Source organism: Pseudoduganella rivuli, assembly GCF_009674485.1.
GTDB lineage: Bacteria > Pseudomonadota > Gammaproteobacteria > Burkholderiales > Burkholderiaceae_D > Rugamonas > Rugamonas rivuli_B.
Map to the genome: position 1 here is coordinate 1 of NZ_WKJJ01000026.1, position 15,486 is coordinate 15,486.

Below are 15,486 nucleotides of genomic sequence, written 5' to 3' on the forward strand. Positions count from 1 at the left end.
TCAAGGAAGATACACCCTTGACCCCGGGCCAGTCGGCGAATAGGCGGAGCACAGTTTGGAAAGAATTTGCTGACGTACCTGGACAAACTTCATAGAAGGGCGGCTTGGTTTCATCAAGCCGCCATGCCCGCACCGCGATAACTCCCGCCACCAGCCGTGGGAGTTTCAACAGCCACAAGTTTTGGAGTATCCTGAGCGCCTTTCCGACTTCGCTCAGGATATCCCCATGCTGCCTCATCGTTTCGCGATCCCGGTACTTGCCGCCAGCCTGCTGGCCAGTCCCCTCACCTTCAGCCCGGCACAGGCAGCGCCGGCAAACACCACCGCGCAACAAGCCGGTCCCGCCCAGCGCCAACTCGCCTTGCTGGCCAAGGAATTCCACGTGGCGCGCGCCCGCTTCGACCCGCTGCTGTTCGCCACCGCCAACGGCGACAGCCGCTACAACGACCAGATCGGCATGGCCATCTCCCCCGCCGTGCGGGAAAAGCAGTTCTCGGTCTACCGCCACATGCAGGCGCGCCTGGCCGGCATCCCGCGGGCCACGCTGGCCGCGCCCGACCAGATCACGCTGGACTTGCTGGCCTATGAGCTGGACGCGGCCCTGGCGCTGGCGCCGTTCCCCGAACACTTGCTGCCGCTGAACCACTTCGACAACATCCCCAGCACCTTGGCCAACTACGCGGGCGGCACCGGTTCGCAACCGCTGGGCACCGTCAAGCAATATCAGGATTACCTGAGCCGCGTGCGCCAACTGGCGCCGTGGATCGACCAGGCCATAGCCAATATGCGCGAAGGCATCAAGCAAGGCGTCGTGCAGCCGAAGACCATCACGCAAGCCATGCTGCCGCAAATGGCGGCGCTGCGCAGCGCCACGGCTGACAGCAGCGTGTATTACTCGCCGATCAAGCGCATGCCCGCCACCTTCGGTACGAAAGACAAGGCTCGCCTGGCGCGCGATTACCGCGCGGCCGTGGACCAGTTGAACCCCGCGCTGGAACGCCTGGTGCGCTTCCTCGAATCGGAATACCTGCCCGCCAGCCGCGACAGCACGGGCTGGAGCGCGCTGCCGAACGGCGCCAAGTGGTATCAGGCCCGCATCAGCGACAGCACCAATTTGCCACTGACGCCGCAGGCGGTGCACGAGCTGGGATTGAAGGAAGTGGCGCGCATCAGCGGCCAGATGCAAGGCTTGATGGGCAAGCTGGGTTACGAAGGCCCGGCGCAAGCCTTCCCGCAATGGGTGCGCGACCAGAAGCAATTCAAGCCCTTCACGACGGAAGCCGAAGTGCTGGACGCCTACCGCAAGCTGTACGACACGGTGCAAACCAAATTGCCCGCGTATTTCAGCCTGGTGCCGAAATCCAAACTGGTGGTGGACCTGGAACCTGAACTGACGCGCGCCACCGCATCGGACCACTACACGCCGCCCGCCGCCGACGGTTCGCACCCGGGCGTGTTCTGGGCCGTCGTCAACGATCCGAAAGATTACAGCCGCACCGGCATGGCCAGCCTGCTGCTGCACGAAGGCGTGCCAGGTCATCACTTCCACGCGGCGCTGCTGAAGGAAATGCCGCTGCCGGACTTCCGCATGTTCAGCACGGAAAACCAGAACAATGCGGCGTATACGGAAGGCTGGGCGCTGTATGCGGAAACGCTGGGCAAGGATTTCGGCCTGTATGACGACCCGGTGTCGTACTACGGCCATCTGAACGCGGAAATGCTGCGCGCCGTGCGCCTGGTGGTCGACACCGGCATGCATGCGCTGGGCTGGAGCCGCGAAAAAGCCATCGCCTATATGGTCGAGACGCTGGGCGTGTCCGAAGCGCGGGCGAAAAACCAGGTCGAACGCTATATGGTATGGCCGGCGCAGGCGCTGAGCTACAAGATCGGTTCGCTGCAAATACTCGCCTTGCGCGACAAGGCGCAGCGTGAACTGGGCGGCAAATTCAGCTACCCGGCATTCCACGCGGTGATCCTCGGCGACGGCACGTTGCCACTGCCGATCCTGGAGGCACGCGTCAACGAGTGGATCGCGCGCAGCAAATAATCCGCTATGCCGCCTCCCTTTGATAACTGCGGGAGGCGGCCAGCAGGCTGCGCGTGTACTGATGACTGGCCCCGCCCGTGCGCAATAACTCGCTGTCCAGCGTATCGACGATGCGGCCCTGCTGCATCACGGCCAGCCGGTGGCACATGTGCACCACCACGCCCAGGTCGTGCGTCACCAGCAAATACGTCAAACCCTCCCGCAGCCGCAACTCTTCCAGCAGATTCAGGATCTCCGCCTGCACCGACACGTCCAGCGCGGACGTCGGTTCGTCCAGGAGCAGGATGCGCGGCGACAGGATCAATGCCCGCGCAATCGCCACGCGCTGCCGCTGCCCGCCCGACAACTGGTGCGGATAGCGGAAACGGAACGAGGGATTCAAGCCCACCTTGACGAGCATGTCGCACACGCGGTCGTCGATGTCGCCGATGCCGTGGATCTTCAACGGTTCCGACAGGGCCGTGTCGATGGTATGGCGCGGATGCAGCGAGCCATACGGGTCCTGGAACACCATCTGCATCAGCCGGCACCGTTCGCGGTCGATACGGTGGCCGAGTTCCTGGCCGTCGATGCGCATGGCGCCCTGCCAGTGCGTATGCAGTCCCGCCAGGCAGCGCAGCACCGTGCTCTTGCCGGAACCGGATTCGCCCACCAGCCCGAACACTTCCCCTTCCTTCACGTCGAAACTCACGTCATGCAGCACTTGGTGGTCGCCAAACGACAGCGCCAGCCGGTCTACGGTAATCATGCTTGGTCTCCTGTTATTGCGTCAGCCAGCTGGGGTCGCGCCGCAGCACCGGCAGCACGGGGCGCTTGACGTCGATATCGGGCAGCGCGGCCAGCAAGCCCCGCGTGTACGGGTGCTGCGCACGGTCCAGGTCCGCCGCCGCAATGGTTTCCACCACGCGGCCCGCGTACATGACCAGCACGCGGTCGCAAAAACTGCGCACCAGGTTCAAGTCGTGGCTGATGAAGATCAGCCCCAGCCCCCGCTCTTCCACCAGTTCGTCCAGCACGGACAGCACTTGCGAACGCACCGACACATCGAGCGCCGACGTCGGTTCGTCGGCAATCACCACTTCCGGGTTCGGAATCAGCATCATGGCAATCATGATGCGCTGCCCCATGCCACCGGAAATTTCATGCGGATACAAGTCGTACACGCGCTGCGGGTCGCGGATGCGCACCTTTTCCAGCATGGCGATGACCCGCTCCCGCACCTCGGCTTTCGACACCTTCTGGTGCACCAGCACCGCTTCGGCGATCTGGTCGCCCACCCGCATCACGGGATTGAGCGAGTACTTCGGGTCTTGCATGATCATCGACATGCGCCGCCCGCGCAGGGCGCGCATCTGCTTTTCATCGGCGCGCAGCAAATCCACGTCGCCAAAGCGCAGGGTGCGCGCCTCGATGCGGGCGCTGGCCGGGTGCAGTTTCAACAGCGCGCGGCCCACGGTGGATTTGCCGGAACCCGATTCGCCGACAATCGCCAGCTTTTCCTTGCCCAGTGTGAACGAGACGCCGCGCACGGCGTCGACCATGCCGTCGCGCGTGGCGAAGCGCACGCGCAAATCGTCCGCCTGCAGTTTTATGTCCATATTCAACATGTTCTCCTCAGCTGCGCGGATCGAAGATATCACGCAAGCCATCGCCCAGCAGATTGAAGGCCAGGCTGACCAGCATGATGGCGGCGCCCGGCATGGCGACCAGCCACCAGCACTCCATCATGTAGCGCCTTCCGGCTGAAATCATCGCGCCCCATTCCGGCGACGGCGGCTGCGATCCCAGGCCGAGAAAGCCCAGGCCCGCCGCCGTCAGGATGATGGACGCCATGTTCATCGTCAGCCGCACCAGCACCGACGATAAGCACAGCGGCGCGATGTGGCGCACCAGGATGCGCATCGGCGACGCGCCCTGCAATTGCACGGCCGCGATAAAGTCGGCCTTGCGCAGCGAGCGCGTTTCCGCGCGCGCCAGCCGGGCGATCGGCGGCCACGCGGTCAGGGCGATGGCAATCACCGCGTGTTCCAGCCCCGGTCCCAGCGCGGCCACGAAAGCCAGCGCCAGCACCAGGCTGGGGAAGGAAATGAAGATATCGGTGATGCGCATGAACAGCGTGTCGACCCAGCCGCCGAAGTAGCCGGAGGCGGCGCCCACAGCCAGCCCGACCGGGCCCACCACGACCGTCACCAGCGCCACGATGTACAGCGTGGTGCGGGCGCCATAGACTAGGCGGCTGAACGTGTCGCGTCCATATTCATCGGTGCCGAACCAGTGCGCGGCGCCCGGCGCCTGCAAGGTGGCATATAAATCCTGGCGCAGCGGATCGTGGGTGGCGATCCACGGCGCGCACAGCGCGGCCGCGACCAATAGCACGACGACGATCAGCCCGGCCAGGGTCATGGGATTGCGCAGCAAATGGTGCAGCGCGCGGCGCACGGTTTCCTGCAGCGCCGAGGCGGCAGAGTCCGCGACGGCAGGGACGGCGGGAGCGGCGGGAGGTTGGGACATGGCAGGTGTCAGCATCAGTGCATCCGTGGGTCAAAGACCTGGTACAGGGCATCCGATACGAGATTGAGCGTGACGAAGATGACGCCGACCAGCAGCACGCACCCCATGACGGAATTCATATCGCCCAGCAGCAGGCTGTTGGTTAAGTATTGGCCGAAGCCGGGCCATGCAAACACGGTCTCGATCAGCACCGCGCCTTCCAGCAAGCCGCCGTAGGCCAGCGCGACGATGGTCAGCAATTGCACCAGGATGTTGCGGAACGCATGGCGCCAGATGACGGCCGCTTCCGACAAGCCCTTGACGCGGGCGGCCAGGATGTATTCCTGCGACAGTTGCGCCAGCATGAAGCTGCGCGTCATGCGGCTGATGTAGGCCATCGAATGCAGCCCCAGGATGCAGGCCGGCAGCACAATGTGCTTGACGCTGCTGGCAAACGCTTCCCAGTTACCGGACAACAGCGTGTCGACCAGCAGCAGGCCCGTCACGCGGGGAATCGCGCCATCGAACGCCAGCGCGATGCGGCCGGAGCCGCCGGCCCAGCCCAGCCACGCATAAAACACCAGCAAGCCCATCATCGCGAACCAGAACACGGGCGTCGAATGGCCGGCCAGGCTGATGACGCGCACCACGTGGTCGCCCAGGCGGCCGCGCCGGCTGGCCGCATAGACGCCCAGCGGCACGCCCAGCAAGGTGCCGACAATGATCGCCAGGGTGGCCAGTTCCACCGTGGCGGGGAACACGCGGGCAATGTCGGCGCTCACCGCATTGCCCGTCAACAGCGACGTGCCCAGGTTGCCCTGCGCCAGCTCACCCAGGTAGTGGCTGAATTGCACCAGCATCGGCCGGTCCAGCCCCAGTTGCGCTTCCACCTGTTTATACGTCGACGCGTCCGCATCAGGACCGACGATCGCCAGCACCGGGTCGATCGGCATGACGCGGCCGATAAAGAACGTCAGCACCAGCAATCCCAGCAAGGTCGCCGCGGTACTCAGCAGGCGCGTGCGCCAGGCGCCCGCCCCCTTCTTCAATCCACTCATGGCTCAATCCTTATAAACATCGCGCAGCAAGGTGGTGGCAGACGGATGCCCCACGTAGCCATGCACGCGGCGGCTCAGCACCACCGTATCGACCATTTGCGCGATCGGCTGGATCGCGCCCACCTCGCGGTCATACAGTTGCTGCACTTCGCGGTACATGGCCAGCTGCTTTTGTTCGTCCCGCTCGCGCACGGCCTGCTCGATCAGGCGGTTGATGTCATCGTCGTGGAACGACGTGCGCCAGCCCTGGAAGTTGGTCAGCCGGGCGGCGTCGCGGTTGTCCGGGTTGTACACCATGGCGCGCAGGTTGGCATGCGGATGCGGTTCCACGCCGCCGCCTCCCCTGCCCACGACGATTTCGAACTTGCGGTCGCGCATCGAGCCATACACCTGGTTGCCAGTACCGGGCAGGATGCTGGCGTCGATGCCCGCCTGCGCCAGCGTTGCCTGCAGCGCCGTGGCGATATTGATCATCGGCGGATCGGACAGCACGCGGATCGTGGTGCGGAAGCCATTCGGGTAGCCCGCTTCGGCCAGCAGCTTGCGCGCGCCCGCCACGTCCAGCTTGTAGCCGGGATCGGGCAAGGTCGCCGCCAGCCCGCTCATGACGGGACGCTGGTGCGGCACGCCGTAGTGCGGCATGATCGCCGTGTTGATGCCGTCATAGTCGATCAGCTTGCGCAGCGCCAGCCGCACGCGCTTGTCCGCGTATTTCGCGTCTTTCAGGCTCAATGCCACGTAATACGTGTTGCCCCGCTTGACCGGCTGAACGTCGACGCGGCCCACATGCTTCAGCGCTTCGATGTCGGGCGCCGCCATGCCTGCCGCAAGGTCGACGTCGCCGCGGTCGATCATGAAGCGCAGCGACAGCGATTCCGGCACGTGGCGCATCACCACGCGGCGCAATTTCGCCGGGCCGCGCCAGTAACCGTCGTAGCGGTCAAGCAGCATGGCATCCTTGGCGCGCCATTCCGTCAACGTGAACGGGCCGGAACCGGCGGCATGCGTCAGCAGCCACGCCGCGCCCAGGTCGCCGTTTTTCTGGTGCGCCAGCACCGTGTCGCGGTCCAGGATGGCGGAACTGACGGACGTGCCCAAGGTGTACAACACCATTTTCGGATCGGTCGGTTCCGGCAGCACGATGTGCAGGGTACGCGCATCGGGCGCGGTAATCAGCTGTTCGGCATTGGCCTTGCTGAAGCCATAGCTTTTCCATGGCGACGCCATGGCCAGGTTCAGTTTCAGCACGCGCTGCAGCGACCACGCCGCGTCGTGCGCCGTCAGCAGACGGCCGCTCTTGAAGCGAACGCCGTCGCGCAAGGTCAGCGTGAGGCTGTTGCGGTCCGGCGCAATTTCCCACTTTTCCGCCAGTGCCGGCTTGACGATGGTGAGATCGTGCGGATCCAGTTCCACCAGGTAGTCGTACAGGTTGGCCACCACGCCCAGCACATCGTTGCCGGTGGCGCCGGCCGGGTCGAGCGACAGCAGGTTGTTCATGTTCATGCCGATCACCAGCTGGCCGCGCGGCGTGGTTGCCTGCGCCGGCTGGCTGCACGTCATGGCGGCCAGCAGTGCCAGCCACGCGAACATCCACCTGAATGTCCGCCTGGTCCGCTGGATGAGATTTGCGAGTCCCATGCGGCCGCTCAGTAATTTTCCACCGTGCTGGCGGCGATGTAATCGAAATCGATGTCTTCGCCCAGGCCTGGCAATTGCGACAGGTGCACATAACCGTCGGCATCCATCGGGTCCGGCAGGTTGCGCAGGTAAGCCGGCGGTTCGTCGTAATTGAGGAATGGGTGCAGCAAGCCACGCTCATACCAGCTGCAATTCTTGATGGCCGCCGTCACCGCCAGGTTGGCCGCGCCATTGCCGTGCACTTCGCAATCCATGCCGAACGCTTCGGCCAGCGCCGCCACTTTCATGGTCGGCGTGATGCCGCCCACGCCCGGCACGCCGGCGCGCAGGATGTCGCAGGCGCCCGCCTGCGCCCAGTCGGCGCGCGTGTGGTATTTGCCGGAAATGGATTCCGGGCCAACGATGGGAATATCGAGCTGGCTGGCCAGCCAGGAATACGACGCCATGCTTTGCTCGTTCATCATTTCCTCGAACCACGCGAAGTTGAGCTTTTCCAGCGCGCGGCCGATGGTCAGCGCGTCGGTGCGGCTGTACCAATGATACCCGTCCAGCATCAAGGCGATGTCCGGGCCGACCGCTTCGCGCACGGCGGCGCACGCCTTGATGTCCATCGCCACGCTGGGCGCGAACGACACGGGCGGCATCCACGTGTGCAGCTTGATGGCCTTGTAGCCGCGCTCCACCAGCTTGACGGCAAAGGCGGCGTATTCGTCCGGTGTCGACAAGCCGCCTTTCAATTCATCGCCGCACATGGTGCTGCCATAGGCCGGCACCTTGTCGCGGTATGCGCCCAGCAATTTGTAGACCGGCATGTTCAGCTTGCGGCCCGCCAAGTCCCACAGCGCCTGCTCGAACACGGCCAGCGCGCGGTCGGTCAACTGGCCCGCGCTGCCGCGCTGCCAGTGCGCCAGTTCCTGCCACAGGCGTTCGCGGTCGAATGGATCCTGGCCGATCAACACCTTGCGGGCAAACGCTTCCAGCACATGGGGACGCACCACTTCGACGGGGCCGAAGGCATAGCCGCTGGTGCCGTCGTCGGCGGTGATGGTGACCATCGCCATGGTGGCGCGCTTTTCCGGGCCGGGGTGGGAATGGCCTGCGCTGTCGACGCTGCGCTTGGTCAGGTAGTGGAACACGGTGCCTTGTACACGTTCGATTTTCATTTGCTGCTTTCTCAGGAATAAAAAGAGCGGATGCGCCTTCACGCGTGGACAACTCACGCAGCGCACCCGCCAAAGGGCCGGTGCTTGCCGCTCGATCGGTGCTGCTTAAAAGTCGTAGCTGACGCGCGCGTTGTAGGCGCGGCCGATCGGGCTGGCGATGTTGTTGGCATACGCGGTGGAGTTCGAGTTGGTCACTGGCGGATTGGTGTCGAACAGGTTGCTGATGCCGAACGTGATCTGGGTGTGCTTGATGCCCTTGTACGACAAGGTCCAGTTCCACACCGAATACGGTTTGATGTCGCGGAAGTATTCCGGCGTGACGTTGTTCAAATCGTGGTAGCCGGTATTGAAGTTTTGCGTCAGTTGCGAGAACCAGTCTGCCTTCGCCCACGACATGCGCAAGGTGTGCTTCCAGCGGAACGTGTAGGTCGGGCTGGAGCTGACGTTGCCGGAGCCGACGGAGCCGAAGCGTCCCAGGTTGGAAATCCACGGGCCATCCTTCTCGTTCTGGTTTTCAAAGCGCGTCACGTACGTGCCTTCCAGGCCCACCTTGAAGTCGCCATACGCATGTTTCGGGAACGCGTAATTCCATCCCACGTCGATGCCGCTGGTGCGCAGGTCGCCCAGGTTCATCACGGTGTTTTTCACGTACGCCAGCGTGCCGTCCGGGTTGCGCACGAACAGGTCCGCATACTTGGCGGTGTTGGTGAAGATGGCGTTTTGCGGCAACTGGCCGATACTGTTGCGCACCTGGATATTGAAGTAATCCAGCGACAGCATCATGTTGCGCACCGGTTCGAGCACCATGCCCAGGGTCAGGTTGCGCGACTCTTCCGGCAGCACGTCCGGATTGCTGCCCTGCTGGATCGGCAGGAAAGCGTTGCACACCACCAGCGGATTGGCGCCCGCCACGGCTTTGCCCGTGCCGGCCAGGCCCATCGTGCCGGGGCACAGTTTTGGATCGTCCCAGCGGCTGGTGGTCAGCGCGGTGGCGCCCGGCAGGCGGTAGCCATAGCGGTCGAACAGGGTCGGCGCGCGGAAACCGGTGCTGGCCGAGCCGCGGAACATCAGCGTTTTCATCGGCTGGTAGCGGAAACTGGCTTTCGGGTTGACGGTATTGCCGAAGTCCGAATAACGGTCGGCCCGCACCGCCGCATTGAGATTGAGTTCGCTGGTCAGCGGCACGTCGATTTCCGCGAACGCCGCGCTGATATTGCGCTTGCCTTCCGCATAGCTGGGCAAACGGTTCTGGTAAGGCACGTTGATGACGCCATCGAGCGCCCTGTCGTCATTGGCGTCCGCGTGGTATTCGGCGCCGGTGGCGAAGGTCAGCGGGCCGCCGGCCAGTTGCATCAGTTCGCGCGTCAACGTCAGGTCGGCGCCCGTATAACGGTTGGTGGTGTGGCGGATCTGGCCGCCGTCGGCGGAAATGCTTTGCAGGTAAGCCAGGCCGGCCGCATCCTGCGCACCGAACGGATTGAGCGTGCCATTGCGTACGCCTTCCTGCAATTTCGGGCCATTCAGGTAACCCTGGCGGAACCACGAATCGCGCTGGCCGCGGCTGTAGATGTAGCCGAGGCGGTAATCCCACTGTCCCAGGCGCCCTTCGTCGGCCAGCACGAAGCGCGTCGCTTCCTGCTGGTCGCGTGCAATGGCCGGGCCCAGTTCCGCTACGCTCCACGACACGTTCAGGGTCGAACCGTTCAAGCCGGCGATGGCCGGCACGCCGGCGCTGCCGCCCGGATAGTACTTGCTGGCCGGCGTGATGGTGGCCACCGCGTTATTGAAGCCGACGGTGGTGGTGGGCGCACGCTGCGTCGTGATGTTTTCACGCGCATACAGCAATTCCGCCGTGACCGTATGGTCGTCCGACAGCCGCAAGGTGCCCTTGGTGAAGGCCGTGGTTTGCGAGTTGGCCGGCAAGGCCAGCACGTAGTAATTCGAATTGAGGATGCAGGTATTGCGGGTGGCCGGCATCGAGTACGGCGCCTTGCAGCCGCTGGCGTAATACGGGTTGCCCGTGATACCGGTGGATGGCGAAAACACGTTGGCCGGGAAAGCGTAGGTGCCGCTGGTGGCGCGCGGCGCGATGCCCAGCTGCGCCAGCAATTCCGGGCTGGACAGTTCCGGGCGGTCGTTCGAATCGAGCGCGCTGCGCTTGTGGGCATCGATGGTGGCGTACACGTTCCAGCCATCGGAGTCCAGCTTGCCCATGCCCCCCAGGATGCTGAGACGGTGTTCCTTGCCGCCGCCTGATTTTTCCGGCAGCACGGTTTGCGCCGTCACATTGACGCCGTTGTGGGTGCGCTTGGTGATGAAGTTCACCACGCCGCCGATCGCGTCGGTGCCGTAGGTCGACGACGCGCCGTCGCGCAGGATTTCCACGCGGCCCAGCGCGCTCATGGGAATCATGTCGACGTTGACGAAGCCATTGCTGAGCGGTTCGTTGACCATGCGGCGGCCATTGAGCAGCACCAGCGTGCGGTTGATGCCGATGCCGCGCATGTTCATATTGGTGCCGGCGCCGGCGGACGATGGCACGTTGGTGGCCCCCACCGGCAGCGACGTCACCACGTCGGCGATCGTGGTCAGCGCGGCATTGGCGAAATCGTCGGCTTTCACGGTCGACACGGGCAAGGCGTTTTCCGCTGCCACGCGCTTGATGGTGGAACCGGTGATTTCCACCTTTTGCATCGGCGCCTCGGCGGAAGCTTGCTGGGCCTGGGCCTGGGCCTGGGCCTGGCCGGCCAGCGCCAGCACGGCCAGCGCGATCGAGGTCATGCCGAGCCGGCTCGGCATGGCGGAAGAAACGTGGCTGCGGTCAACGCTGCGGCAAATTCGGCGGTACATGTTCTTGTCTCCTAGGGTTCGGATTCTGCGATCGTTAGGCGCGCGGTTCCGGCGCGGTGCGCCTGTCCGTTTTATGCGCCTCCGCCACCTGCTCTGGGTAGCGAGACTTGCCCCTGATGTTGTCATTGCACTTGCTGCCTTTGTTGTCGGTCGTCTGACAACTTGGAAGCAAGTATAATCACGACATTCCGAAAACGCAACCGGCGTTTTTCACCTCCGACAAGCGATCCATGGATTCCAGCCTCCCACTTGCCTCCCACAAACCCCGCTCACTGGCACAAGGCGTCGTCAACTATGTGGCGGAATTGATACGCGACAGCCGTATTGCACCCGGCGAAAAAGTCCCATCCGAAGCGGAAATCATCCGCGCACTGGGCGTCAGCCGCTCCGTGGTGCGGGAAGCCATGTCGCACATGCAGGCGGCCGGCATGGTGGAAACCCGCCAGGGCAAAGGCACTTTCGTGCTGGACCGTACGCCGCACACCATGGGGCTGGCGCTGAAGCACAACATGAGCAAGGAAGACGTGCTGTCGCTGCTGGAATTGCGCATCATGCTGGAGACGGAAGCCGCCGGCCTGGCGGCCACGCGCCGCAGCGACGCACAGTTGCAGCGCATCCGCGCCTGCCTGGACACCTTCCTCGCGCACTGCGACAAGCCCGGCAACACGGCCGCCGACGACACCCAGCTGCACCTGGCGATCGCCCAGGCGACCAACAACCCTTACCTGCTCGACGTGCTGACCCACATCCACAAGGAACAATTGCCACTGGCGCGGCAAGCCTCCGCCCACATCCCGCGCGACGCGCCGGAGGTGTACATCGCGCGCGTGCGCCAGGAGCACGAAGACATCGTCGGCACCATTGCGCGGCAGGATCCGGAATCGGCCCGCGCCGCCATGCGCACCCACCTCAGCAACAGCCGGGAACGCCTGCGGCGCGCACACGAACTGCACGAAGCCGGCCGCCGCTAACCACGCTTTCAAGCCGCCCCGCGCGGCTGTTTTTACACACCAACTCGTCAGACGTCTGATAGGTAAATCCAAAAAAAACGGCTTGCACAGGAAACCCGCGCAAGCCGTTTTCTGGAAATATTGCCGTTTCGATCAGGCTTTTGGCAAGCCCTGGATCACTTCGTCCCACGCCTGCGGCCTGGCCCGTTCGCGCACACCCAGGAATGCCACGGCCAGCTCCCCATCCTTGCCGAAAAACTCCACCGACGTGACGCCGGCGCGCCGTACCGCATAGCCGCTGTGGAACGCGCTGTCGCGCAAGCGCAGGCTGAAGCCGGGCGCTTGCGCGGTACAGGCGACGGTATCGCCCGCCACGTTTGCAATCAGGCCGGTGTACCGCTGCGTGATGCCGGCATTGCCGACCAGCACCATGATGGGCAGCCTGTGCCGGACCACGTCATCGAGCAGCCGCCGCACGGCATCGCCCCCAAGCTGGCGCGCCATGCCCGGCGGCGCCAGGCGCAGCGCCTGTTCGCGCGTGACGCCGAAGTCCGCCATGATGGCGCCGAACTGGCCAGGATCAGCCATGGTGAGCCACGCTTGCCGGAATTGCCGGATATCGATGGCGCTGTCCGGCTTTTCCTCCGCCTTGGCGGGCGCAGGCGCCGCCTCCAGCGACAGGCGCTGTTCCGGCGCGCGGAAATCCCGCGCCAGCATGTCGAACAAGCCGCCGGCCGCTTCATTGCGCAGGTAGAGCGTGTGCACGGCGTCACCGTGCGCATCGAAAAACTCCAGGCTGCGCGTGACGCTGCCGTCATTGCCGCGCCGCGTCACGGCGAAGGCATGGCGCCAGGCGTCAAAGTTGAAGTTCAAATCAATATCGCCGCCGACGTAGCCACCGGCGACATTGCGTCCCTGTGCGTCGCCGGCGGCGTCGCTGGCCGGGGCATCGCCTTCCCGCTCCAGGCGCATGGCCACGCCGGTCCGTTCCATGACAGCGAGCTCATTGCCGGTTTGCGCCATGATGTGACCGAAGTCCAGTGCGCGCCGCATGATGTCGCGCGCGGCGTTATTGGCGGTGTTCAGCAGTACCACGTTCGGCCCGATGGTCGCCGCCAGGGCGCGTGCGCCATCGCGGACGGGAATAAAGGGTGGCACGGCGTCGGGTGCTGCCGCGCGCGCAGGCATGGCGCGCGCCAGCAACAAGGCGCCGCTGCAAGCCAGCAGGCGGCGCCGTACAGGTTGTATGGTCATGGCACTCTCCGGTCGGGTTGGCGCCAGGCTGGCGCTATCCGCGCTCTCCGCGTGATCGGTGGCGGACGTTAAGACTTGGGTTTGGCGGGCGCAGCGGTGGCAGGCGACGCAGGCTGCACTGCCGGCGCCGGGGTCACGGCGCCCTGTGGCTTGGGCTGGTCCTTGCCGAGAATCTGTACAAAGATTTCATTTTGCTTGAGCATCGACAGCTCATAGCGGGCACGCTCTTCCACGGCGCCGGTACCGTCTTTCAGGTCGCGCACTTCGGATTCGAGCTTGGCATTACGGCTTTTCAGCGCGGCGTTTTTTTCCTGCGCGACGGACAGCTGGCCTTCCAGCTCGCGCACGCGCAGCCAGCCGCCCTTTCCCAGCCAGAGGGGATATTGGATCAGCAGCAGCAACGTTGCTAAAGCAAGGGTAATCAGACGCATATAGATTGCAAAGGAACTCGCGGCATACGCAGGGCGGCTTTTACAAAGCCGCCTCAGCGTCGCCGCGGTGCATGCAGGCGGCTTTGTAAAAGCCGCCCTACAGCTATTTACTTCAGGTTGTAGAACGCGTCGCGGCCAGGGTACGAAGCGATATCGCCCAGATCTTCTTCAATGCGCAGCAACTGGTTGTACTTGGCCATGCGGTCCGAACGGGACATCGAGCCGGTCTTGATCTGCAGTGCGTTGGTACCCACGGCGATGTCGGCGATGGTCGAATCTTCCGTTTCGCCCGAGCGGTGCGAGATCACGGCGGTGTAGCCGGCGCGCTTGGCCATTTCGATGGCGGCGAACGTCTCGGTCAGCGTGCCGATCTGGTTGATCTTGATCAGGATCGAGTTGGCGATGTTTTTCTGGATGCCTTCTTTCAGGATCTTGGTGTTGGTGACGAACAGGTCGTCGCCCACCAGCTGAACCTTGCCGCCCAACGCCTTGGTCAGCGTTGCCCAGCCATCCCAATCGCCTTCGTGCATCGCGTCTTCGATCGAGATGATCGGGTACTTGTCGCACCAGGTCGACAGCAGGTTGGTGAATTCTTCAGCGGACAGCACCAGGCCTTCGCCTTCCAGGTGGTATTTGCCATCCTTGTAGAACTCGGAGGCTGCGCAGTCCAGGCCCAGGGCGATTTGCGTGCCTGGCTCGTAGCCGGCTTCTTCGATGGCCTGGATGATCAGCTTGATGGCTTCCTCATGCGAAGCCAGCGATGGGGCGAAACCGCCTTCATCGCCCACTGCCGTGCTCAGGTTTTTCTTGTGCAGGATTTTCTTCAGCGTGTGGAACACTTCCGCGCCGTAGCGGATGGCTTCCTTGAACGATGGAGCGCCGACCGGGATGATCATGAATTCCTGGATGTCCAGGTTGTTGTCGGCGTGCGCGCCGCCGTTGATCACGTTCATCATCGGCACAGGCAATTGCATCGCGCCCGAACCGCCGAAGTAACGGTACAGCGGCAGGCCGGCTTCTTCAGCGGCAGCCTTGGCCACGGCCATCGAGACGGCCAGCATCGCGTTCGCGCCCAGGCGCGATTTGTTTTCGGTGCCGTCCAGGTCGATCAGCGTACGGTCCAGGAAGGCTTGCTCATTGGCGTCCAGGCCGATGATGGCTTCCGAGATTTCCGTGTTGATGTTTTCGCAGGCTTGCAGCACGCCCTTGCCGAAGTAGCGCTTGGCGTCGCCGTCGCGCAGTTCGATGGCTTCGCGCGAACCGGTCGATGCGCCCGACGGCACAGCGGCGCGGCCCATCACGCCCGATTCCAGCAGCACGTCGCACTCGACGGTCGGATTGCCGCGCGAGTCGATGATTTCACGGCCGATGATGTCTACGATTGCACTCATGTGTATCTCCAAACGAAGTTAAAAGCGAAAATCTGAAATGCGTAGGGCGGGTTTTACAAACCCGCCTGCATGCGGTTCGACGGCTCATGGCGGCTTTGTCAAAGCCGCCCTACGTGCTCACCGTCCCCGCAAAAAATTGTTGCAAGGGTAACAGAGGTAGCCCGGATGTGGAAGCGGGCCCGGCGTACTGTATATACGCCGGGCCCGCCCCGGT

At 64.0% G+C, this 15,486-nt stretch carries 12 protein-coding genes; 2 read left to right on the forward strand and 10 right to left on the reverse strand.

Features of this window, described 5'->3' with window-relative positions; all coding sequences use genetic code 11:
• Positions 1-226 precede the first annotated feature (226 nt).
• Entirely contained in the window at positions 227-2,047 is a 1,821-nt protein-coding gene (locus GJ700_RS30070; RefSeq protein WP_154381022.1) for a DUF885 domain-containing protein, read from the forward strand.
• 4 nt (positions 2,048-2,051) lie between these two features.
• Here the strand turns inward: GJ700_RS30070 and GJ700_RS30075 are convergent, their stop codons facing one another.
• From GJ700_RS30075 to GJ700_RS30105, 7 genes are all read right to left on the reverse strand, one after another.
• Positions 2,052-2,795 carry an ABC transporter ATP-binding protein gene (locus GJ700_RS30075; protein WP_154381024.1) on the reverse strand — a complete coding sequence of 248 codons (744 nt, stop codon included), beginning with the start codon at positions 2,793-2,795 and terminating at the stop codon, positions 2,052-2,054.
• Between the two features lie 13 nt (positions 2,796-2,808).
• The gene (locus GJ700_RS30080) at positions 2,809-3,645 is read right to left on the reverse strand and encodes an ABC transporter ATP-binding protein (RefSeq protein WP_154381026.1); all 837 of its coding nucleotides are present in this window, start codon (positions 3,643-3,645) and stop codon (positions 2,809-2,811) included.
• Positions 3,646-3,661: 16 nt separating this feature from the next.
• The gene (locus GJ700_RS30085; protein ID WP_154381028.1) at positions 3,662-4,558 is read right to left on the reverse strand and encodes an ABC transporter permease; all 897 of its coding nucleotides are present in this window, start codon (positions 4,556-4,558) and stop codon (positions 3,662-3,664) included.
• A gap of 14 nt (positions 4,559-4,572) precedes the next feature.
• Positions 4,573-5,595 (reverse strand): ABC transporter permease, encoded by a 1,023-nt coding sequence (locus GJ700_RS30090; protein WP_154381030.1) that lies wholly within the window; start codon positions 5,593-5,595, stop codon positions 4,573-4,575.
• Between the two features lie 3 nt (positions 5,596-5,598).
• Positions 5,599-7,185 (reverse strand): ABC transporter substrate-binding protein, encoded by a 1,587-nt coding sequence (locus GJ700_RS30095; RefSeq protein WP_154381032.1) that lies wholly within the window; start codon positions 7,183-7,185, stop codon positions 5,599-5,601.
• 56 nt (positions 7,186-7,241) lie between these two features.
• Positions 7,242-8,396, reverse strand: coding sequence for a mandelate racemase family protein (locus GJ700_RS30100; RefSeq protein ID WP_154381034.1), 1,155 nt, complete (start codon positions 8,394-8,396; stop codon positions 7,242-7,244).
• A 105-nt stretch (positions 8,397-8,501) separates the two neighbouring features.
• On the reverse strand, positions 8,502-11,246 hold the full coding sequence (locus GJ700_RS30105) for a TonB-dependent receptor plug domain-containing protein (protein WP_229507329.1): 2,745 nt from the start codon (positions 11,244-11,246) through the stop codon (positions 8,502-8,504).
• 230 nt (positions 11,247-11,476) lie between these two features.
• Between GJ700_RS30105 and GJ700_RS30110 the strand changes: the two genes are divergently transcribed.
• A complete protein-coding gene (locus GJ700_RS30110) occupies positions 11,477-12,217 on the forward strand; it encodes a FadR/GntR family transcriptional regulator (RefSeq protein WP_154381036.1) in 741 nt (246 codons plus the stop codon).
• A 132-nt stretch (positions 12,218-12,349) separates the two neighbouring features.
• Here the strand turns inward: GJ700_RS30110 and GJ700_RS30115 are convergent, their stop codons facing one another.
• The 3 genes from GJ700_RS30115 to eno form a co-directional block, all read right to left on the reverse strand.
• Positions 12,350-13,450: a ChuX/HutX family heme-like substrate-binding protein gene (locus tag GJ700_RS30115; protein WP_154381038.1), complete on the reverse strand. Its 1,101-nt coding sequence runs from the start codon at positions 13,448-13,450 to the stop codon at positions 12,350-12,352.
• 68 nt (positions 13,451-13,518) lie between these two features.
• The gene (gene ftsB / locus GJ700_RS30120) at positions 13,519-13,881 is read right to left on the reverse strand and encodes a cell division protein FtsB (protein ID WP_154381040.1); all 363 of its coding nucleotides are present in this window, start codon (positions 13,879-13,881) and stop codon (positions 13,519-13,521) included.
• Positions 13,882-13,988: 107 nt separating this feature from the next.
• A complete protein-coding gene (gene eno, locus GJ700_RS30125; protein ID WP_154381042.1) occupies positions 13,989-15,272 on the reverse strand; it encodes a phosphopyruvate hydratase in 1,284 nt (427 codons plus the stop codon).
• Positions 15,273-15,486: the final 214 nt, after the last annotated feature.